Raw genomic sequence first — 21,659 nt, forward strand, 5'->3', positions numbered from 1 at the left:
TTTCAGCAGATGAAATGATAGTGACGGGGCGGCTCAGAGGCCGCCCTGTTCCTTCAGGAAATCGACGATCTTGCTGACGCCCTCGCCCCGCTTCATGTCGGAAAAGACGAAAGGACGCGTCTGGCGCATCCGGGTCGCATCGCGGTCCATTACGTCGAGATCGACGTCGACGAAGGGCGCCAGATCCTTTTTGTTGATGACGAGAAGATCGGATTTGGTGATGCCGGGACCGCCCTTGCGCGGAATTTCCTCCCCCTGGCACACCGAGATCACATAGATGGTGATATCGGCAAGATCGGGCGAGAAAGTCGCTGCCAGATTGTCGCCACCGGATTCGATGAAGACGACGTCGAGATCGGGCAGCCGCTCGTTCAGACCGGCAATGGCCTGCAGATTGATCGTCGCATCCTCGCGGATCGCGGTGTGCGGGCATCCGCCGGTCTCGACGCCGACGATGCGGTCGGATGGCAGCGCCTGCATACGCACCAGCGCTTCGGCGTCCTCGGTCGTATAGATGTCGTTGGTAACAACAGCGACGGAATAATCGTCACGCATCGCCTTGCACAGCTTCTCCGTCAATGCCGTCTTGCCGGAACCGACCGGGCCGCCGATGCCGACGCGCAAGGGTCCATGTTTCGATTTCATGCTTGCAACTCCGATAAAGCAACAGAGCAATTCCAGGAAAAGTTCGGAGCAGTTTTCCGTCCGGAATTGCGCAAAAACAAGGGGATAGAGCGCTTTCGCGATTCGAGGAAAAGCGGAATAGCTCTATCATAGCGAAGCACCTGACCGCCGCACAGCGGCGAATGACGTAGGTGGTGCTTCGGTTGCGGTATTTTCGTATGCATCATGAGCGGAAGAGCCGCGTACGCTGGATCTCATGGCGCAAGCTCGCAATATCCGCCTGCACCGTCGCAGCGCCGAGATCATCGAGGCTGGATCGGGCCGCCCGTCGCGCAACATCTGCAAAGAGATCTTCCAGCCGTGCCAGAATGGCAACGCCATCTTTCTGCCCGCTGACGCCAAGGCGAATGCCGGCAGATACCATCTGCGAGGCCAGCGCGTGCAGGAAGGCGGCAGCCGCCTTTTCCACTGAAATGCCATGTGCGCCGGCAATGGCGCCGACCGCAACCGGATAGGCCATTCTTGCCGGGAGCGTGGAAAAGATCTCATGTGGCCAGGCGGAAGCAGCCGAAAGAAAGGCATCTCCAAGCAGCATGGTCTCGTTATGCCGCTCTTTCGAGCCGGCCAGCGCCTCGGCAAGTTCTGCAACGGCCGCAAGCCGCCTTGTATCCGAACCCGCCCGATGCGCCTCGACCAGCAGGACTGCGTCATTCCACACCGCACCATTCTGGATAAGCGCTGAGATCCAGTCTCTCAATCCTATGCTATCGCACACAAGATCGTCATGGACAGCGCGCTCGAGACCGCTGGAATAGGCGAACGATCCCACCGGAAACGCGGGCGACAGCCAGGCCATCAGCCGCAGGAGCGCCTGCAGATCGCGATTATCCGTAACCGCCGTATCGGTCATCGCGGTTCAATCATGCGAATGGTTGTGATGATCGTGCCCGTGATCATGATGGTGGTCCTGGCCATGCGTATGGCCGCCATGAGAGTGATAGGCGCCGCGCGCAGGCTGGAAAGGCTCGCTGACTTCGGTCACCGTCGCACCCAGCCCTTCGAGCATCGAACGGATCACATGATCGCGCAGGATCAGGATACGCTCTTCCTCGATCTGAGCGGAAAGATGCCGATTGCCCAGATGCCAGGCAAGCTCGATCAGATGCCGGCGGTCACGCGGGCGGATTTCGAAAAGCTTTTCGTCCGCCGCAACGATCTCGATCAGCTCGCCATCCTCGCGCACCAGCAGATCGCCGCTGGCAAACAGCACCGGCTCCTTCAAATCGAGCATGACCATCTCGCCATTTTCGAGATGCAGCAGCTTGCGGCGCAGGTGGCGCAGATCGTGCGGCAGGACGACGCGATCGATCGGATTGGAGGAAGGGGTGCCGGCCGGCAGATAGGAGGTGACGCGTAGCATGGCTGTTCCAGATGAATACTTTGTCGGACCATGCAAAATAGTCGCCTTCCGCGCAAGCATCAATGACGCGCCGGAGCCTTACATCCGCTGTACATAGCGTTGCAGTTCCCTGACATCCGCCGCCGCTTCCCGTTCCTGCTCCGTGGCGCAGCGATGCCAAACCTGCGAAAGCCGCTCGCACTCGTGCATGACGCGGTTGCGGCCAAGCGTCTTGGCGAGATAGAGCGCCTTGTCGGCTGCTGCATAGACGCCTTCCGCCTTGCGGTCGCTGCCTAGGTCGGCAACTCCGGCGGAGATGGTGATCTTCACTGAACCGCCTTCGACGAGGACCGGACATTCGGCAATCCGCTCCTTGATTTCCTCGATACGAGCAATGCGTTCGGCCGTATCGCCGCCGTGAATGATGGCGCCGAATTCCTCGCCGCCAAGCCGGGCGATCACGTCTTCTCCGGTGAAGGCGTTGGAAAACATCTGCGAGACGGCGACGATTACAGCGTCGCCGGATGCGTGCCCAAAGCGATCGTTGATCGTCTTGAAGCGGTCAAGATCGAAGATTGCCAGCGACGCGCCCTCGCCCGCCCGATTCAGCGCTTCGGTGAAAGCACGACGATTGAGCAGGCCGGACAGCATATCGGTCCGGCTCAGCCGCTCGAACTCGGCGTGGGAGACGGCAAGCTTGTGGATGGAAAAGCCCGTCAGTACCGCCAGCACACCGGAAACCGTCCCCCCGATGATCCATGCCATCAGGACCCCGAAGCACATCGCCTCCAGAATCGGCACCGGCAGAAGATTGCACCAGTCCAGCACGAACAGCATCGTGATGATGATCGCAAGCGACATGATGACGGCGGCAAAACTCATCTTAAGCGCGAAAATAAAAATCGCACGCCGTTGCTGAAAGTTACCGAGCTCGGCCTGCAGCGAAATCCATTGTTTCATGCGATTCACCTTCCTCAGCCTACCGTTTCGATCATGTGAGATAGGGGTGAAGGAGCTTCCAGCACTTTAACGCAATCATTAAAATGCGATGCGTTTCCCAAGTTGTGAACAGCCGGGACCCGCTATTTGCAAAATCGGCTTTCCATATGGAATTGCGTCGAAGCAAAAGGACAGAATCTTTTCGCGCTTCGAAGAAAAGCGAAGGGTTTCGATGCTGCATCCAGTGCGCGATATGGGAAAAGCCTCGGACGGCCGAGGCTTTGAAGCCTGCTGGTGACTGACGGCAGAAATAAGCTCAGAAGAGGAAATAGCGCTGTGCCATCGGCAGCACCGTCGCCGGTTCGCAGGTCAGAAGCTCTCCATCGGCACGCACTTCGTAGGTTTCCGGGTCCACCTCGATGTGCGGCGTCAGGCTGTTGTGAATCATCGACGCCTTGGAGATGCCGCCGCGCGTGTTCCTGACGGGCAGCAGCGTCTTGGCGACCCCGAGTTTGCCGGCAAGTCCGGCATCGAATGCAGCCTGGGAAACGAACGTCACGGAGGAATTCGTCCGGTTCTTTCCGAAGGCGCCGAACATCGGCCGGTAATGCATCGGCTGCGGCGTCGGGATCGACGCATTCGGGTCACCCATGGGCGCTGCCGCGATGGAGCCGCCAAGCAGAACCATCTCCGGCTTCACGCCGAAAAATGCCGGATTCCAGAGAACCAGATCGGCGCGCTTGCCGACCTCGATCGAGCCGATCTCATGGCTGACGCCGTGCGCAATCGCCGGATTGATCGTGTATTTGGCAATATAGCGCTTCACGCGGAAATTGTCGTTGTCGCCGATTTCCTGGGCCAGGCGGCCACGCTGGCGCTTCATTTTGTCGGCGGTCTGCCAGGTACGGATCGCCACTTCGCCGACACGGCCCATGGCCTGGCTGTCGGATGAAATGATCGAGAAGGCGCCGATGTCGTGGAGAATATCCTCGGCAGCAATCGTTTCCTTGCGGATACGGCTTTCGGCGAAGGCGATATCCTCGGGAATCGAAGGCGATAGATGGTGGCAGACCATCAGCATGTCGAGATGTTCGGCGATCGTATTAACCGTATAGGGCCGCGTCGGATTGGTCGAAGACGGAATGACGTTCGACTGACCGCAGATCTTGATGATGTCGGGCGCGTGTCCACCGCCTGCGCCTTCCGTGTGAAATGCGTGGATCGTGCGACCCTTGATGGCACCGATCGTATCCTCCACGAAGCCGCTTTCATTCAACGTATCCGTGTGGATCATCACCTGAACGTCGTATTCGTCGGCAACGCTGAGGCAGCAGTCGATCGCCGCCGGTGTGGTGCCCCAATCCTCATGCAGCTTGAGCGCACAGGCACCGCCGAGCACCATCTCTTCCAGGGCGGCCGGCAAGGATGCATTGCCCTTGCCGGAAAGGCCGATATTCATGGGAAAGGCATCGAAGGATTCGATCATGCGTGCCAGATGCCAAGGTCCCGGCGTGCAGGTCGTTGCCAGCGTCCCATGCGCCGGCCCAGTGCCGCCGCCGAGCATGGTGGTGATACCGGACATCAGGGCTTCTTCGATCTGCTGCGGGCAGATGAAATGGATGTGGCTGTCCATGCCGCCGGCGGTCACGATCTTGCCTTCGCCTGCGATCGCCTCCGTGCCAGGCCCGACGATGATATTGATATTGGGCTGCATATCCGGATTGCCGGCCTTGCCGATGGCGACGATGCGGCCGTCCTTCAGGCCGATATCCGCTTTGACGATCCCCCAGTGATCGAGGATCAGCGCATTGGTGATGACGGTATCGACCGCTCCGGCAGCCCGCGTCACCTGGCTTTGCCCCATGCCATCGCGAATGACCTTGCCCCCGCCGAACTTCACTTCCTCGCCATAGGCGGTGAAATCCTTCTCCACTTCGATGAACAATTCGGTGTCGGCCAGACGGACCTTATCGCCAACGGTCGGTCCGAACATGTTGGCATAGGCGGCACGGGAAATCTTGTAGGGCATGAATCAGTCTCCTTGGGAGGCAGAGATGAGGTTCGTGTCGGCAAGGCGCCTCAGACGGCCGAGGGACACGTAGGCATCCACCAGCCGCTTCTCGGCGGCAAAGGGATGCTCGTCCCAGCCCGTATGGCTGAAGCCGGTAATGGCGATATCGTCGTCAGGATAGCGGAGCAGCGCATCGGCAATCACGATCATGCCGCTGCTCGGCACCACATAGGAGCCAGGATCGTAGTCCGCCAGCGCCGTATCGACGCTCTCATGCACGGATCGGTCTATCACCACATGCCGCTTGCCGGTCGCCTGGCAAAAAGCGGTGAACTGATCGGTATAGTCATCGCAGAAATCGTCGAGCTCCGGATGCGAGATTGCCAGCGCTGCGCGCATCTCGGCGAATTTGACCGGATCGCGCACGCTCCAGATTTCCGACGCGGCGGCGACGGCACGGCTCTTGCGCCACTCGGCCGAGCCGAGCATGGCCCGCGCCGGGCGGCCAGTATTGCAAACCGCGATGACATCGGTCCGGCTGCCGCCCGCGCCCACGGAACGGCAATCGTTGAAGCGGATCACCAGATCGGCGGCATCGATGACATCGGCTGCACCTGCCGCGATCTCGCCATTGCCGATAATCATTATGCTGCGCCTCAGGCTCACTGATTGTCCTCCGGCCCGTCTGCGAGATCCTTCAATTCCTTGGTCCGGTTCTTGGTCAGGTCCGCCTTGCAGGCGGAAACGAGCATGGGCTCCATGGAGCCGCCCCGCGCCTGGAACCCTTGGGCCTCGCATTCGCCGTCACGATAGTCCACCCAGGCGCGCTGCGCCTTGACGAGTGCCTTTTCGGCCCCCTTCATGTCGGCATCGAGATCCGCGTCGACGGCGACCATCGCGGCGCGTGTCTTCTTGTATTGCGCATTCAGCGCCTTGTCGGCCGTATCGAAATCGAGTGCGGCACAAATGTTCAAATCCGTCTGCGCCTCCGCCTTAGCACAATCGATCTTCGGCTCATCCGGATTGTTCTGCGCAAAAGCAGGAGCGCAGATCAGGACTGCGGCAAGAGCAGCAGGCGCAAGCAATTTCATCGACATCAAATCCCCCCGAGAAAACTGAGAGCAGTTCCAGCAAAGGTGCGAAGCGATTTTCGCGTCCGGAACTGCGTAAAAACAATAGGATAGAGCGTTTCTGCAATTCGAAGAAAAGCGGAAATGCTCTAGAGCTTGCCCATGACCTGCTGACGGAAACCATAGACTTCGCGCTTCCCAGACAGCGGGATCAGCGTCACCGAACGCGTCTGTCCCGGCTCGAAGCGCACGGCGGTTCCAGCGGGAATGTCGAGCCGCATGCCCCTTGCCTTGTCGCGATCGAAGGAAAGCCCGGCATTGGTCTCGGCAAAATGATAGTGGCTTCCGACCTGCACCGGACGGTCGCCGGTATTGGAAACCTCGAGCGTCACGGTCGGCGCTCCGGCATTGAGTTCGATGTCGCCGCTCGCAGCGATGATTTCACCTGGGATCATGGTTCTCTCCTTATGCAGCCCGGACGGGCGCACATCCCTCAGCTTTCAGAACACGCTTGGTCGAAGCAGGATATTTGGCAAGCAAGGCTGCCGGACGGATGGGACGCCGGACGAAATCGCCGCCGCAGTTAGGGCAGACGCCGCCCAATACAGTGTCGGCACAATCGGCACAGAAGGTACACTCGAACGTGCAGATCATCGCCTGCCTGCTTTCCGGCGGCAAATTCCTGTCGCAGCATTCGCAATTGGGTCTCAGTTCCAGCATGGCAGCCTCAACGGATCGGTTCATGGACGGTGACGAGCTTGGTGCCGTCAGGGAATGTCGCCTCGACCTGAACGTCATGGATCATCTCGGCAATGCCTTCCATCACCTGCTCGCGGGTGATGACATGGGCGCCGGCCTCCATCAGCTCGGCGACGGGGCGGCCGTCGCGCGCGCCTTCGACCACGAAATCCGTGATCAGCGCGATGGCTTCAGGATGATTGAGCTTGACGCCCCGCTCCAGCCGCCGCCGCGCCACCATCGCCGCCATGGAAATCAGCAGCTTGTCTTTTTCTCTCGGAGTGAGGTTCATCGCCTACCTATGTGATTGCTGTTTGCCCAATTTACAGGTTCCAGACTTTCGGCACTGGCGCTCCATTGCGCAAGGCGGAAATGATCGGGATTAGAATTTTTCTGAGCGCGAAGCCATCGGCAGCGGCGAGCCGTACGACGAGCTTCTCGCCCCAGTGACTGGCGCCTCCCATATGCGTTTCGAGGAGAGGCCTGATGCGGCCGAGATAGGCCTCGGCCAATGGACCGACGTAGAGCAGGGTCGCGAAGGCAACCTGCCCGCTGAGGACAGCCGCTTTGCCCGTCAATGCAGCCACATCGCCATCCAGTCGCAGCTCCTCGGCATGAACAAGCCGCCCGCCGCGGCGGATGCGCCAGCGATCACGGAACAATCCCCGCGCCATGGTTTCACCCATGGCTTTCCGCCCGAGCAGGATCGCTTCGACGGCAAGGAATTCGGCCGTATCGTCAAGTTCCACATTCAACGCACGCGAAAGCGAGGCGCGATCGAAGAGGATGGTCTCCTGCGGCAGCCAATCGACCCGAGCGCCGCTCCCGACCTTGATCGAGGTTTCAACCTCGGCCGTGCCGGCCGAAGCCTTGTAGATTTTTTCACAGGCCTGCGTCGTCACATCGATGCGCGTGCCCGGCCCGGCCACGACGCTCCAATCCATCCGGTCGCCGCCCGTCAGGCCGCCTGCCGTGTTGATGATGACCGCTTCCATGGAATGATCGAAGGTTTCCGGCAGCCTGATCTTGGCCGCCCCCTCCTGAAAGAGCTCGGCAAGACGCGTGCGGCCGCCAAGCGCCTTGGCCGCAAGATGGCCGCGACCACGCGCCCTCTGCGGTCTTGTGCCTGCCGCCGTCATCGCCATCTGCCTCTCCACACACCACACCATTCCGAAGCCTCCTGCATAACTCCTTAAATCGGCATCGATTTAAGGGTAAAGTTATCCAGCAGATTAAAAGTGCTACAGCGACCTTTGTGCGTCACAAATGACGCGCGGCGCTGTAGCCATTGAAACCCGGCAAGGAGTAAAGGCAAGCAATTTCTATGCCTTATGCAATGCAGCTCGATATTGGCCCATCGCCGACCGTATCAGCCGCATTTTCCGTCAAACGCCGAAAAGAAAGGCAACGACCTCAAACCGTCAGGTGCCTGCGGGCCTCCGGTGTGTCCAGTGTCTCTGCCAGCCCCTCGTGCACGATCTCGCCGCGATCCATGATGTAGACGTAGTCGGCAAGTTCGCGGCAGAAATCGAGATATTGCTCGACCAGCAGGATCGCCATGCCGGTGGAATCCCTGAGATAGCGGATTGCCCGGCCGATATCCTTGATGATCGACGGCTGGATGCCCTCGGTCGGCTCGTCCAGGACCAGGATCTTCGGCCTGGTTACCATCGCCCGCCCGATCGCCAGCTGCTGCTGCTGGCCACCCGAGAGATCGCCGCCGCGGCGCGACAGCATCGATTTCAGCACCGGAAACAGACTGTAGATGTCATCAGGAATAGTGCGGTCGCGGCGCGAAAGCGGAGCGTAACCGGTTTCGAGATTCTCCTTCACGGTCAGGAGCGGAAAGATCTCGCGCCCCTGCGGCACGTAGCCGATGCCCCGTTTGGCGCGTGCGAACGGCGCCATGCCGTTCAGCATCACGCCGTTGAAGGCAATCGTACCCGCCGACAACGCATGCTGTCCCGTGACAGCGCGCAGGAGCGAGCTTTTGCCGACGCCATTGCGCCCGAGGACACAGGTGATCTTGCCCATCTCCGCCTTGATGGAGATCCCCCGCAGCGCCTGGGCGGCGCCGTAATGCAGGTTTGCGTTTTCGACTGTCAGCATGGCTTCATCTTCTTTCTGTTCCCTCAAGCCCCCTCACCCTGACCCTCTTCCCGAGGGGGGATGACCTTTGTATCCTCGCCTGAGCAGCGACTGGAGGCTTGCTGGCGCTCGTTTCTCCTTCTCCCCTCGGGGAGAAGGAGAAACGACAGGCCGGATGAGGGGGCTCTTCCCACCCACGAAGGCCTACTACCGCCCCAGATAATTCTCGATCACCTTTGGATCGCTGCTGACGAAATCGATCGAGCCCTCCGCCAGAACCGATCCCTCCGCCAGGCATGTCACCTTAACGCCGAGATCGCGGATGAAACCCATATCGTGCTCGACCACGACGACCGAACGCGTCTTCGCAATCTCCTTCAACAGCACCGCCGTTTCTGCCGTCTCCGCATCCGTCATACCCGCCACCGGCTCATCGACCAAGAGTAGCTTCGGTTCCTGCGCAAGCAACATCCCGATCTCAAGCCACTGCTTCTGACCATGGGAAAGATTGGCCGCCAGTTCTTCCCGCCGATGCGACAACCGCACCGTCTCGAGGATTTCCTCGATACGATCGCGATCGATTGGCGTCAGGCGATAGAAGAGAGTCGAAAAGACACCGCGGCTGCGGTTGAGCGCCAATTCGAGATTGTCCCAGACGGTGTGGCTTTCGAAGACGGTCGGCTTCTGGAATTTCCGGCCGATGCCGAGCTGGGCGATGTCAGCCTCGTCCTTCTTGGTCAGATCGATCTGGCCATTGAAGAATACCTCTCCCTCGTCGGGTCGGGTCTTGCCCGTGATGATGTCCATCATCGTCGTCTTGCCCGCGCCGTTCGGGCCGATGATGGCGCGAAGCTCGCCCGGCTCGATAACAATCGACAGCGAATTCAAAGCCTTGAACCCATCGAAGGATACCGAGACATTGTTGAGATAAAGCATGCTGTTGGGTTTGATGTCGGGGATCATGGTCCTACTCCGCGGCCTGTACCGACTGCTGATCGTCATCCTTCGCAGCCTCCGCCGGCGGCTTTGCAGGCACGCGCTTTTTGCCAAAATATTGTGCGATGGTGCCGACGATGCCCTTCGGCAGGAATAGCGTCACCGCGACGAACAGGCCACCGAGCGCAAACAGCCAGAAATCGGGAAACAGGCCGGTGAAGATGGTCTTGCCGCCATTGACCAGGATGGCGCCGATGATCGGCCCGATCAGGGTGGCGCGGCCGCCAACGGCTGTCCAGATGACGACTTCGATCGAATTGGCGGGCGCGAATTCTCCTGGATTGATGATGCCGATCTGCGGCACGTAGAGCGCGCCGGCAATGCCCGCCATCATGGCCGATACGACGAAGACGAACAGCTTCATATGCTCGACGCGATAGCCGAGAAAGCGCGTGCGGCTTTCGGCATCGCGCACGCCCACAAGCACCTTGCCGAACTTCGAACGGACAATGGCCGAGGACAGCATCAGCGCCAGCGCCAGGAATACCGCCGTCGCGGCAAAGAGCACGGCACGCGTGCCATCGGCCTGAATGTTGAAGCCAAGAATGTCCTTGAAGTCCGTCAGGCCGTTATTGCCGCCGAAACCCATGTCGTTGCGGAAGAAGGCAAGCAGCAGCGCATAGGTCATGGCCTGCGTGATGATCGACAGATAGACGCCGTTGACGCGCGAGCGGAAGGCAAACCAGCCGAAAACGAAGGCCAGCAGGCCGGGTGCCGCAAGCACCATGAGCATGGCGAACCAGAACTGATCGAAGCCGTACCAGAACCAAGGCAGCTCCTTCCAGTTCAGGAAGACCATGAAATCGGGCAGGATCGGATTGCCGTAGGTGCCGCGCGAGCCAATCTGCCGCATCAGATACATGCCCATGGCATAGCCGCCGAGCGCGAAGAAGGCTCCGTGGCCGAGCGAAAGAATGCCGCAATAGCCCCAAACGAGATCGAGCGCCAGGGCGAGCAGGGCATAGGTCAGATACTTGCCGAACAGCGACATGAGATAGGTGGGTACATGCAATGCGCTCGTTTCCGGCAAGGCCAGATTGGCGAGCGGCACCAGCACCGCGACGGCAAGAAGGAGCGCGATGGCGATGCTGATCCGGCGGTCGAGCGCGCGGAGGATAAAGGCCGTGATCATGCTTCCACCGCCCTTCCCTTGAGCGCGAAGAGGCCGCGCGGACGTTTCTGGATGAAGAGGATAATGAGGACGAGAACGAGGATCTTGCCAAGCACTGCCCCCGCATAGGGTTCGAGGAACTTGTTGAGAATGCCGAGCGAGAAGGCGCCGACCAGCGTCCCCCAGAGATTGCCGACGCCGCCGAACACCACGACCATGAAGCTGTCGATGATGTAGCTCTGACCAAGGTTCGGCGAGACGTTATCGATCTGCGAGAGCGCGACGCCTGCCATCCCGGCGATGCCGGACCCGAGCGCGAAAGTAAAAGCATCGACCCAGGACGTGCGGATCCCCATCGAGGAGGCCATGCGCCGGTTCTGCGTCACCGCGCGCATCTGCAGGCCGAAGGCCGAGCGCTTCAAAAGAAGCAGGAGCGCGACAAACACGCCGAGCGCAAAGACGATGATCCAGAGGCGGTTCCAGGTGATCGAGAGATAGCCGAAATCGAAGGAACCCGACATCCATGAGGGATTGCCGACCTCCTGATTGGTCGGCCCGAAGATCGAACGCACCGCCTGCTGCAGGATCAATGAAATGCCCCAGGTGGCGAGCAGCGTCTCCAGCGGCCTGCCATAAAGAAAGCGGATGACGCCGCGCTCGATAACGAGGCCGACGGCCCCGGTGACAATGAAGGCGACCGGCAGGGCGATCGCCAGCGACCAGTCGAACAGTTCGGGATAGGATGTGCGGATGATACTTTGAACGACGAAAGTAGAATAGGCGCCGAGCATCACCATCTCGCCATGCGCCATGTTGATGATGCCCATGACGCCGAAGGTAATCGCAAGGCCGATGGCGGCCAGCAGCAGTACGGAGCCGAGCGACAGGCCGTACCACACGTTCTGCACCGCATCCCAGATCTTCAACTGCTCCTGTATGCCGGCGACGGCGGCAGCGACATCTGGCTTGAGGCTCTGGTCCACGGAAACCGAGGAGAGAATGCCGATCGCATCCCGACCGCCTTCGACCTTGATCGTTTCGATCGCTGCCTTCTTGTCTTCCATCGGGCGATCCGAGCCAAGTATGGCAACGGCTCTCGCGCGCTCGAGCACGCCCCGGACCTCTCCGTCCTTCTCGCTCTGCAGCGCCGTCTCGACGGCTTCGAGCGAATCCGCACTCGGCGCCTTCAAAATGGATTGCGCCGCCGAAAGCCGCGTCGCGCGATCCGGGCTCATCAGCGTCAGACCGCCGAGAGCCGCGCGAACCGCACGGCGCAGATTGTTGTTGATCTTGATCTTGCCGAGATTGTCCTTGGCTTCCTGACCGGCCGCCTGCCCGGTCAAGGGGTCCACCAGATCCATCATGTCGCCGGAGGATTTGGCGATAAAGACCTGATTGTCGGATTTTCTCATATAGAGATCGCCGTCGGAAAAGGCCTGCAATGCAGGCACCACCTTCGGATCGCCCGTCTTGGCAAGGGCTTGAACGATATCGCCGGCCTTCTGGAAATTGGCTTGGCCGAGGGAATTGATCAGGCCGTGGGCGTCCTCCTGGGCACGCAGGCTCGTCGCGGTCAACGCCAGCACCAGACAGAAGCCGGCGACCAGCGCCAAGGCCATGCGGTAAACGAATTTGTCGAACATTGCGTAGTCCCCTCGAGCTGCCGCGGGCAGACAAGCCTGCCCGCGGCGGTCTTGCGTCGGCAGATATCAGGAACCCTTGCCGCCGCACTTGCCGGTGGTGACGTTGAAGTTGCCGCAGTTCATCGGCATGCGCCAATCCGAGATCAGGTCCTTACTGTCGGGCAGGTAATCGGACCATTCCTTGCCGACCACGGCAGGGGTTTGCGAAACGACATCGAACTGGCCGTTTTCCTGCACTTCGCCGATGAGGACCGGCTTGGTGATGTAATGGTTCGGCATCATGGTAGCGGTGCCGCCGGTGAGGTTCGGAACGGAAACGCCGACGAGCGCGTCGATGACCTTGTCCGGATCGGTCGTGCCGGCCTTCTCGACGGCCTTCACCCACATGTTGAAGCCGATATAGGCGGCTTCCATCGGGTCGTTGGTGACGCGCTTGTCGTTCTTGGTGTAGGCGTGCCATTCCTTGATGAAAGCAGCATTGGCGGGCGTGTCGACGGACTGGAAGTAGTTCCAGGCAGCGAGATGTCCGACAAGCGGCTTGGTATCGACGCCGGCCAGCTCTTCTTCACCGACCGAGAAGGCGACGACCGGAATATCCTCGGCCTTGACGCCCTGGTTGCCCAGTTCCTTGTAGAAGGGAACATTGGCATCGCCATTGATTGTGGAGACGACCGCAGTCTTCTTGCCGGCCGCGCCGAAGGCCTTGATCTTGGAGACTTCCGTCTGCCAGTCGGAGAAGCCGAAGGGTGTGTAGTTGACGATGATGTCTTCGTCCTTGACACCCTTGGACTTCAGATAGGCCTCGAGGATCTTGTTGGTCGTGCGCGGATAGACATAGTCCGTGCCTTCGAGCACCCAGCGCTGCACGCCTTCATTCTTCATCAGATAATCGACGGCCGGAATTGCCTGCTGGTTCGGAGCGGCTCCCGTATAGAAGACGTTGCGCTCCGACTCTTCGCCTTCGAACTGCACCGGATAGAACAGGATCGAATTCAGTTCCTTGAAGACGGGCAGCACCGACTTGCGCGACACCGAGGTCCAGCAGCCGAAGACGGCGGAGACCTTGTCCTTCTGGATCAGTTCGCGGGCCTTTTCGGCAAAGAGCGGCCAGTTGGAGGCCGGGTCGACGACGACGGGCTCGAGCTTCTTGCCGAGGACGCCGCCCTTTTTGTTCTGCTCGTCGATGAGCATCAGCATGGCGTCCTTCAGCGTCGTTTCCGAGATCGCCATGGTGCCGGAAAGCGAATGCAGGACGCCGACCTTGATGGTGTCGTCGGCGGCAAACGCGCCGTGGAATGCGGTGGTTGACATGATGGCGCCAAGCAGCGCGCCGGAGACGAGAGTCTTGAATTTCATCCGTGGTTCCCCTCTTTTGTCTGCCGCAACGGCCGGTAAACAAGGATTAACCGTTGCCTTCGGCGACTATCTGGCAGCCCCTGGGGAAACCACATACGTAAAACGACGTAGGAGGCGGGGCGAAATGTGCAGCTTTGGGCACCCTCATGCCCTTAAGCACCGTACCGATCCGTGTTACGACATTTCCGGACCGCCGAAGTGACTGTGGCGGGACTGCTGAAGGGTAAGCATGGCGGCGCGGCAACGCATCATTCCGGTAAGGCGCGAATATAATCGCTGGGTCGCGAACCAGACGCTGGAAGACTACGCCCTGCGTTTCACCGCCAAGAGCGCCCGGCAATTTTCATCGCAACGCATCTCGCAGACCGCGATCGGCGCTATTTCCTTCCTGGCGCTGGAGGCGATCGGCGGCACGATCACGCTTTCCTACGGCACGACCAACGCATTCTACGCCATCATCGTCGCCAGCCTCGTCATGCTGGCCGTGGGCCTGCCCATCAGCCGATATGCCATCCGCCATGGCGTCGATATCGATCTGCTGACACGGGGCGCGAGCTTCGGCTATATCGGCTCGACCGTCACCTCGCTGATCTATGCCAGCTTCACCTTCATGCTCTTTGCGATCGAAGCCTCGATCATGTCCGGCGCGCTAGAGCTGACGCTCGGCATACCCGTTTGGATCGGCTACATCATCAGTGCCGTGATGGTGATCCCGCTCGTGACGCACGGTGTGCGCCTCATCAGCCGGTTCCAGTTGCTGACGCAACCCTTCTGGATCGTTCTCAACATCCTCCCTTTCGCCTTCATCGCCTTTGCAGATTGGGGAAAATTCGATCTCTGGCGGGCCTTCGCCGGTATCCATCATCCTGCAAGCGCGCCGGGCACAGCCGCCCCTTTCGATCTGGTAGAATTCGGCGCGGCTTCGGCCGTCATCCTGGCGCTGATGTCGCAGATCGGCGAACAGGCCGACTTCCTGCGCTTCCTGCCGCCGGACGGCCACCGCAAATGGCGCCATCGCCTGGCCATCTTCCTGGCCGGGCCGGGATGGGTCATCATCGGCGCGCCGAAGCTGCTCGCCGGCTCATTTCTCGTCGTTCTGACGCTGACCTCAGGCGTGCCTGTAGGTCGCGCCGCCGATCCCGCACAGATGTATCTGACCGCCTTCGGCTATATGATCCCCTGGCACAATGCCGCGCTGCTTTTGATGGCTGCCTTCGTGATGATCTCGCAACTGAAGATCAACGTCATGAACGCCTATGCCGGCTCGCTCGCCTGGTCGAACTTCTTTTCGCGGCTGACACACAGTCACCCGGGCCGCGTCATCTGGCTGGTCTTCAACGTCGCCATCGCGCTTTTGTTGATGGAACTCGGCATCTATCGGCTGCTGGAGGAGACGCTCGGCATCTTCTCGATCATCGCCATGGCTTGGCTCTGCACCGTTTCCGCCGATCTTTTCATCAACAAGCCGCTGCGGCTTGCCCCTCCCGGCATCGAATTCAAGCGCGCGCATCTCTACGACATCAATCCGGTTGGCCTTGGTGCCATGGCGCTTTCGGCAACCATCGCTCTCATCGCGCATTTCGGCGTCTTCGGCTCGATTGCCGCATCGCTTGCACCCTATGTCACCCTGATCGTGGCATTCATCGCCTCGCCCGCCATCGCCTGGGCCACAAAGGGCAAATATTATCTCGCCCGCAAGCCACGGCAGAGCTGGAAGAACCTGACGACCATTACCTGCTCCGTTTGCGAACATCCGTTCGAGCCGGAGGACATGGCCTGGTGCCCAGCCTATGCCGCGCCGATCTGCTCGCTCTGCTGTTCGCTCGACAGCCGCTGCCACGACATGTGCAAGCCGAAGGCTCGGCTCAATACGCAGGTCGCCACCGTCGCAAAGACCCTGCTTCCTGAAAGTATCGTTGCCAAACTTGCAACGCGCCTCGGCCGCTACGGCATTGCCGTTGCCTTGGCGCTGACCGCCATGGGTGCGATCCTGGCGATGATCGCGCATCAGGTCGGCGCCGCCTCGCCCGAGACGGCATCGGTGGTCGACCGCACCATCCTGATCGTCTTCTTCGTCTTTGCCGTGATCGCCGGCGTCGCCTGCTGGTTCTATGTGCTTGCCCATGACAGCCGTGTGGTCGCCGAGGAGGAATCCTCGCGCCAGAACACGCTGCTCCTGAAGGAGATCGCCGCCCACAAGAAGACGGACGCCGCCCTGCAGGGTGCCAAGGAGGCGGCAGAGGCGGCAAACCGCGCCAAGAGCCGCTATGTCGTGGGCCTCAGCCACGAATTGCGCACGCCGCTCAATGCCGTGCTCGGCTATGCGCAGATATTGGAACGCGACGAGACCATTCCGGCACCCCGGCAATCCTCCCTGAAGGTGATCCGCCGCAGCGCCGAGCATCTTTCCGGCCTGATCGACGGGCTTCTCGATATTTCCAAGATCGAGGCCGGCCGCCTGCAGGTCTATTCCAACGAGATCAACATCCAGGATTTCCTCGACCAGATCGTCGACATGTTCCACCCCCAGGCACAAGCCAAGGGCCTGACTTTCATCCATGAGCGTGCCGCCGCCCTGCCCGACTATGTCCGCACCGACGAGAAGCGGCTGCGTCAGATCCTCGTCAACCTGCTTTCCAACGCCATCAAGTTCACCGATGCGGGCACCGTTCGCTTCGAGGTGGGTTACAGAAACCAGGTCGCGACTTTCACCGTTGCAGACACCGGCCGCGGCATCGCGGCAAAGGACATCACCCGCATCTATGAGCCTTTCCAGCGCGGCGAAGCCGATAGCATCAGACCGATGCCGGGCCTCGGCCTCGGCCTCACCATCACGCAGCTGCTGACCAATACGCTCGGTGGCGAGATTTCGGTCACCAGCGAGAAAGACGTGGGCTCGACCTTCAAGGTACGCCTGATGCTGTCGGCCGTAATCCGGCCTATGAAACCGCCGGCGCAGGAACAGCGTATCGTCGGCTACGAAGACCCACGCCGCACCATCGTCGTCGTCGACGACAATGAAGATCATCGCGAGCTGATGCGCGAAATCCTGTCGCCGCTCGATTTCATCGTCCTGACCGCCGCCGGCGGTCCCGATTGCCTGACGCTGATCGAAGGCATCAAGCCGGATCTTTTCCTGGTCGATATTTCCATGCCCGGCATGAATGGCTGGCAACTCGTCTCGCGGCTCAGGGAAAATGGCCAGACGGCGCCGATCGTCATGCTGTCCGCCAATATCGGCGACGCTGCGGCCGCGACCGACAGCGACGACAGCCACAGCGACGCCATCGCCAAGCCGGTCGACATCCGTCAGCTTCGCGACAAGCTCGCCCTGCATCTCGGGCTGAAATGGATTTACGCCGATGCGTCCGCGCCGGTTGCGCCAAAACCGCCCCCACCGTTGAAAAGCCCGGGGATAGAGCATATCCGCGAACTGATCCGGCTCGGCGAGATCGGCTATGTCAGGGGCATGGAGGCAAAGCTTGCCGATCTTGCCAAGCTCGACGAGAACAAGCCCTTCACCGACGCCTTGCGTACCCATGTGCAGGCATTCGATCTCGACGGCTTCCTGAACGTGCTGCACGCCTTCGATACTGAAAAGGTTGAATAGATTGGCTGAGCTTACCCATCCCCGCGACATAGTCTTGCTGGTGGACGATTCGCCCGAGGCGCTCGGCTTCCTCACCGACGCGCTCGAGCAGTCCGGCTTCTCGGTTCTGATCGCCACGTCCGGATCGGCGGCTTTGAACATCGTCGAGCGCATTACGCCGGATCTCATCCTGCTCGATGCCGTCATGCCGTCCATGGACGGGTTTGAGACTTGCCGCCGGCTGAAGGCCAATGCCGGCATCGCCCAGATTCCGGTCGTCTTCATGACCGGGCTTACCGAAACCGAGCATGTGGTGCATGCGCTTGAGTCCGGCGGCGTCGATTACCTCACCAAGCCGATCAATGTCGATGAACTGCGCGCCCGCATCCGCGTCCACTTGCGCAATGCCCGCTCCGCCCAGAGCGCGAGAGTGGCGCTCGATGCTGCGGGCCGTCATCTCCTAGCGGTCAAGGGCGATGGCGCCATCCATTGGTCGACACCCCAGGCAACCCGTCTCATCAACGCCGCCACCGGCAGCGACGACGGCCTTGATCTCGCCTCGAAACACATTGCCGCCTTCATGCTGGAACGTGAACGGCTCGGCCCCGCTCGCGACAATCTTCTTTCCATGAACAATGGCGGTCAGGCAGCGCTGCAGTTCACCTTTCTCGGCGCCATCGGAGCCGACGAATATCTCTTTCGCCTGACGGCCACCAGTCAGCGCGCCGACGACGGCGTTCTGCGTCAGCATTTCTCTCTGACGCAGCGCGAATCCGAGGTGTTGCTATGGCTCGCCAAGGGCAAATCCAACCGCGACATCGGCGAGATCCTCGGCCTGTCCGCCCGCACCGTGAACAAGCACCTGGAGCAGATCTACGTGAAACTGGGCGTTGAAAATCGGGCTTCCGCCGCCGTCAAGGCAGCGCATGTTCTGCACGAGGTATAGTGGCGAGCCATTCTTCTCCCAGCGTTGCGGGTCGAAGGATTCTAGGCAACCCGATCCGGCGGCGCTTGTCCGGCAAAGAAGGCAATGACGTTGTCGGCCACTTTCATGCCCATGGCGGTGCGCGTCTCTTCCGTGGCGCTGCCGAGATGCGGCAGGAGCACGACATTGTCCATCGCCCGCAACCGCTCGGGAATATTGGGTTCCGCCTCATAGACGTCGAGGCCGGCGCCGCGGATCTTTCCCTGCTCCAGCGCCGAGATCAGCGCCGCCTCATCGACAACATCGCCCCTCGCCGTGTTGATCAGGAAGGCGCCGGGCTTCATGACCGCGAAACGGGCTGCGTTCATGAGATGGCGGTTCCCGGCGCCACCAGGGCAATGCAAGGAGACGAAGTCCGAAACTTCGAGAACGTCCTCTATCCTCTGCAACTGCACGGCGCCATAGCGCGCAGCTTCCATCGGATCGATAGCCGAGCGATTGTGGAAAACGACGTCCATGCCGAAACCGAAATGACAGCGCTGCGCGAATGCGCGGCCGATACGGCCGAAGCCGATGATGCCGACGGTCTTGCCGGTGACCTTGGTGCCGACGAGATGCGTCGGCCGCCAGCCGCTCCACGCGCCGGCCCTTAGCTCGCGCTCCCCCTCGCCGCTGCGGCGCGCGGCGGAAAGAAGGAGCAGCATGGCGAGGTCGGCCGTGCAGTCGGTCAAAACGCCCGGCGTGTTGGTGACGACCACGCCCTTTTCCCTGGCAGCCGCGATGTCGATGTGATTGAAGCCGACGCCGAAATTGCCGAGAATCTTCGTTCGGATCGTCTGACCCTCGAAAAGCGCGGCCGGAAGCTTGTCGGAGACGGTCGGCAGAACCGCGTCATAGATGTGCAGCGCCTCGCGCAGCTGACCCACGTCGAGGGCCGTGTCATCCTTGTTCAGCGTGGTGTCGAAACGCTCCGAAAGCACTGTCTCGACCGCCGCCGGCCAGCGCCGGGTAACGAGAATACGGGGTTTGCTCATGCTGTCATTCTCCTGCCGATACACTGCTGGCGATACAGGGGCAGACTTAAAGCAGCTCCGGCAGGAAAGAAATGGCGAACCGCTTTCGCGGACATGAAAATGGCGCGAACGGAAAAGCCCGGCCAACGGCCGGGCTCCTCAGATCGCATGCCTGCCGAAAAATCGGCGTGTCTCTCAGATTACTTCGAGATTTCAGCGTAGTTGTACTTGCCGTCGGAACCCTTGGACCACTTGTACATGACGTAGTCCGGACGGGTAATGTCGCCCTTGGCGTTGAAGCCGAGGTCGCCGATAGCGGTCTTGAACGGACCCTTTGCCTTGATTGCGTCGGCAACGGCCATCGGATCGTTGGAACCGGCAGCCTTGGCGGCGGCGGCGATGACCTGCAGAGCCGAGTAGGAGTAGAGCGTGTAGCCTTCCGGCTCGTAGCCGGCAGCGCGGAACTTGGCAACGAGATCGGCGGAAGCTGGGTTCTTGCGCGGGTCCGGAGCGAAGGTCATCAGCGTGCCGTCGACGGCGTCGCCGGCGATGGAGGCCAGCTCGTTCGAGACGATACCGTCACCCGACATGAAGTGAGCCTTCACGCCCTGGTCGGCCATCTGGCGCATGATGAGGCCGGCTTCCGTATGCAGGCCGCCGTAATAGACGAAGTCGACGCCAGCCTGCTTCATCTTGGAGATCAGGGCCGAATAGTCCTTGTCGCCGGGGGTGATGCCTTCATAAAGAACTTCCTTCATGCCGTCGGCATTGAGGTTCTTCTTGGTTTCGTCAGCCAAGCCCTGACCATAAGGCGTCTTGTCGTGAACGATGGCAACCTTGGCGCCCTTGAAATTGTCGGCGATATACTTGCCGGCGACCTCGCCCTGCTGGTCGTCACGGCCGCAGGTGCGGAAGGTGTTCCACAGGCCGCGTTCGGTGAACTTCGGGTTGGTCGAGGCGGGAGTGATCTGCAGGATGCCGTTTTCAGCGTAGACTTCCGAGGCCGGAATGGAAACGCCGGAGTTGAAGTGACCGACAACGAACTTCACGCCGTCGGCAACGAACTTGTTCGCGACCGAAACGCCCTGCTTGGCATCGGAGACGTCGTCGCCAAGTTCGATCTTGATCTTTTCCCCATTGATGCCGCCGGCCGCGTTGATGTCGGCAGCTGCCTGCTCTGCACCCTTCTGAAGCTGCGAGCCAAACGCAGCGTTCGGGCCGGTCAACGGACCGCCAACGCCAACAATGATGTCTGCCTTGGCAACGCCGCCGAAAGCGATCATCGCCGACAAAGCCACCGCCGACAGAAGATACTTCTTCATATTATTACTCCCAATTTTTGAGCGGGTTCCGTTTGATCTGCCCTGCGCGATACCCACCAATCATCACGCCGGCAACGCTTGCATTCCGAATTCTGGAAGCATGACCCGGCCCGTTCCCGTCTGCTTTTTATGGGCTGGGTGACGCTTGGTTGTACGAGAGACTGTGCCTAGTTTAGGCGCACTGTCAATTCTTCTTCTTCCAGGAAAAGGCTGAGGTCTTTTCATAGAGCCAGTAATAATTGTTCACCATTTGATCGGTACGCCGATACCGGTACCCAGCCGTCGCAAAGATCAGCAGAAGCGCGACGTCGATGATGTAGATGATGACGTCGAACACCGGGCCGTCGAACAGCGCATGGTGCAGAAACTGCAGGCCAAGGCCGATCAGAAAGCTGTATATGACGACAAGCGGATAGGTTTCCCAGCTGGAAGCGACAGCGCGGCCTGCGCGCCACGCGGTCCAGAAACCCAGGATGACGATAACGGCGCGGATGACCATGCGGCCGCCGGTATCGCTGTCGAAGAGAAGTCCCTGCATCTCAAATTCTCCGCGAAACGAAACTCAATGATGTCCGCCTTCGAGATAGGCGGCGCGTACTTCCGGATTGGCGAGCAAGTCCTTGCCCGAACCGCTCATCGTCACCCGGCCGTTGACCATCACATAGGCGCGGTCGGAAAGCTTCAGCGCCGCAAAGGCATTCTGTTCGACGAGGAACACGGTGAGCCCTTGGGTCTGGTTCAGAACCTTGATCGCTTCGAAAATGCCCTTGACGATCAGCGGTGCCAAGCCAAGCGACGGCTCGTCCAGCAGCAGCAGTTTCGGGCGTGCCATCAG

22 protein-coding genes are annotated in these 21,659 nt (G+C 60.4%); 2 read left to right on the forward strand and 20 right to left on the reverse strand.

The genetic code is table 11. The features are described 5' to 3' along the window. Nucleotides 1-33 precede the first annotated feature (33 nt). The 16 genes from ureG to urtA all read right to left on the reverse strand — a co-directional run bounded on the left by ureG (nucleotide 34) and on the right by urtA (nucleotide 13,975). A complete protein-coding gene (gene ureG, locus Q4Q11_RS10970) occupies nucleotides 34-645 on the reverse strand; it encodes an urease accessory protein UreG (protein ID WP_113336670.1) in 612 nt (203 codons plus the stop codon). A gap of 202 nt (nucleotides 646-847) precedes the next feature. After that, the gene (locus Q4Q11_RS10975) at nucleotides 848-1,534 is read right to left on the reverse strand and encodes an urease accessory protein UreF (RefSeq protein ID WP_498569502.1); all 687 of its coding nucleotides are present in this window, start codon (nucleotides 1,532-1,534) and stop codon (nucleotides 848-850) included. Nucleotides 1,535-1,540: 6 nt separating this feature from the next. Continuing rightward, nucleotides 1,541-2,044: an urease accessory protein UreE gene (gene ureE, locus Q4Q11_RS10980; RefSeq protein ID WP_498569503.1), complete on the reverse strand. Its 504-nt coding sequence runs from the start codon at nucleotides 2,042-2,044 to the stop codon at nucleotides 1,541-1,543. A gap of 78 nt (nucleotides 2,045-2,122) precedes the next feature. Beyond that, a complete protein-coding gene (locus tag Q4Q11_RS10985) occupies nucleotides 2,123-2,983 on the reverse strand; it encodes a GGDEF domain-containing protein (RefSeq protein WP_498569504.1) in 861 nt (286 codons plus the stop codon). A 295-nt stretch (nucleotides 2,984-3,278) separates the two neighbouring features. Further along, nucleotides 3,279-4,991, reverse strand: coding sequence for an urease subunit alpha (gene ureC, locus Q4Q11_RS10990; protein WP_113336674.1), 1,713 nt, complete (start codon nucleotides 4,989-4,991; stop codon nucleotides 3,279-3,281). A gap of 3 nt (nucleotides 4,992-4,994) precedes the next feature. Then, nucleotides 4,995-5,618, reverse strand: a complete 624-nt coding sequence (locus Q4Q11_RS10995; protein WP_112503619.1) for a Urease operon accessory protein — start codon at nucleotides 5,616-5,618, stop codon at nucleotides 4,995-4,997. A 17-nt stretch (nucleotides 5,619-5,635) separates the two neighbouring features. Then, nucleotides 5,636-6,064 carry a lysozyme inhibitor LprI family protein gene (locus tag Q4Q11_RS11000; protein ID WP_498569511.1) on the reverse strand — a complete coding sequence of 143 codons (429 nt, stop codon included), beginning with the start codon at nucleotides 6,062-6,064 and terminating at the stop codon, nucleotides 5,636-5,638. 128 nt (nucleotides 6,065-6,192) lie between these two features. Next, nucleotides 6,193-6,498 (reverse strand): urease subunit beta, encoded by a 306-nt coding sequence (locus Q4Q11_RS11005; protein ID WP_112503616.1) that lies wholly within the window; start codon nucleotides 6,496-6,498, stop codon nucleotides 6,193-6,195. Between the two features lie 10 nt (nucleotides 6,499-6,508). Then, a complete protein-coding gene (locus Q4Q11_RS11010; RefSeq protein ID WP_112503834.1) occupies nucleotides 6,509-6,763 on the reverse strand; it encodes a DUF1272 domain-containing protein in 255 nt (84 codons plus the stop codon). Nucleotides 6,764-6,770: 7 nt separating this feature from the next. Beyond that, nucleotides 6,771-7,073, reverse strand: a complete 303-nt coding sequence (locus Q4Q11_RS11015) for an urease subunit gamma (protein WP_104823998.1) — start codon at nucleotides 7,071-7,073, stop codon at nucleotides 6,771-6,773. Between the two features lie 31 nt (nucleotides 7,074-7,104). Further along, the gene (locus tag Q4Q11_RS11020) at nucleotides 7,105-7,926 is read right to left on the reverse strand and encodes an urease accessory protein UreD (protein ID WP_113213459.1); all 822 of its coding nucleotides are present in this window, start codon (nucleotides 7,924-7,926) and stop codon (nucleotides 7,105-7,107) included. A 268-nt stretch (nucleotides 7,927-8,194) separates the two neighbouring features. Then, a complete protein-coding gene (urtE, locus tag Q4Q11_RS11025) occupies nucleotides 8,195-8,890 on the reverse strand; it encodes an urea ABC transporter ATP-binding subunit UrtE (protein ID WP_113213460.1) in 696 nt (231 codons plus the stop codon). 186 nt (nucleotides 8,891-9,076) lie between these two features. Then, nucleotides 9,077-9,832 carry an urea ABC transporter ATP-binding protein UrtD gene (gene urtD, locus Q4Q11_RS11030; protein WP_498569505.1) on the reverse strand — a complete coding sequence of 252 codons (756 nt, stop codon included), beginning with the start codon at nucleotides 9,830-9,832 and terminating at the stop codon, nucleotides 9,077-9,079. A gap of 4 nt (nucleotides 9,833-9,836) precedes the next feature. Next, complete coding sequence (gene urtC, locus Q4Q11_RS11035; RefSeq protein WP_113213462.1) at nucleotides 9,837-10,997, reverse strand: urea ABC transporter permease subunit UrtC; 1,161 nt, start codon at nucleotides 10,995-10,997, stop codon at nucleotides 9,837-9,839. Continuing rightward, a complete protein-coding gene (urtB, locus tag Q4Q11_RS11040) occupies nucleotides 10,994-12,619 on the reverse strand; it encodes an urea ABC transporter permease subunit UrtB (RefSeq protein ID WP_498569506.1) in 1,626 nt (541 codons plus the stop codon). Before urtB ends, urtC begins: the two co-directional genes overlap by 4 nt. A 66-nt stretch (nucleotides 12,620-12,685) precedes the next feature. After that, a complete protein-coding gene (gene urtA / locus Q4Q11_RS11045; protein ID WP_113213464.1) occupies nucleotides 12,686-13,975 on the reverse strand; it encodes an urea ABC transporter substrate-binding protein in 1,290 nt (429 codons plus the stop codon). 229 nt (nucleotides 13,976-14,204) lie between these two features. Between urtA and Q4Q11_RS11050 the strand changes: the two genes are divergently transcribed. Together Q4Q11_RS11050 and Q4Q11_RS11055 are read left to right on the forward strand one after the other, a co-directional pair. Then, nucleotides 14,205-17,585 carry a hybrid sensor histidine kinase/response regulator gene (locus tag Q4Q11_RS11050; protein ID WP_498569507.1) on the forward strand — a complete coding sequence of 1,127 codons (3,381 nt, stop codon included), beginning with the start codon at nucleotides 14,205-14,207 and terminating at the stop codon, nucleotides 17,583-17,585. 1 nt (nucleotide 17,586) lies between these two features. Next, nucleotides 17,587-18,510, forward strand: a complete 924-nt coding sequence (locus tag Q4Q11_RS11055) for a response regulator transcription factor (protein ID WP_113222843.1) — start codon at nucleotides 17,587-17,589, stop codon at nucleotides 18,508-18,510. 41 nt (nucleotides 18,511-18,551) lie between these two features. Here Q4Q11_RS11055 and Q4Q11_RS11060 read toward each other — a convergent pair whose 3' ends face one another. The 4 genes from Q4Q11_RS11060 to Q4Q11_RS11075 all read right to left on the reverse strand — a co-directional run. Further along, complete coding sequence (locus tag Q4Q11_RS11060) at nucleotides 18,552-19,523, reverse strand: 2-hydroxyacid dehydrogenase (protein ID WP_113213467.1); 972 nt, start codon at nucleotides 19,521-19,523, stop codon at nucleotides 18,552-18,554. A gap of 179 nt (nucleotides 19,524-19,702) precedes the next feature. Further along, entirely contained in the window at nucleotides 19,703-20,824 is a 1,122-nt protein-coding gene (locus tag Q4Q11_RS11065) for a branched-chain amino acid ABC transporter substrate-binding protein (protein ID WP_112503588.1), read from the reverse strand. Nucleotides 20,825-21,008: 184 nt separating this feature from the next. Beyond that, complete coding sequence (locus Q4Q11_RS11070; RefSeq protein WP_112503586.1) at nucleotides 21,009-21,362, reverse strand: DUF6867 family protein; 354 nt, start codon at nucleotides 21,360-21,362, stop codon at nucleotides 21,009-21,011. Nucleotides 21,363-21,386: 24 nt separating this feature from the next. After that, a partial coding sequence (locus tag Q4Q11_RS11075; RefSeq protein WP_498569508.1) for an ATP-binding cassette domain-containing protein occupies nucleotides 21,387-21,659 on the reverse strand: 273 nt, incomplete at its 5' end.

It is taken from the genome of Rhizobium sp. UFLA01-1127, assembly GCF_059803845.1.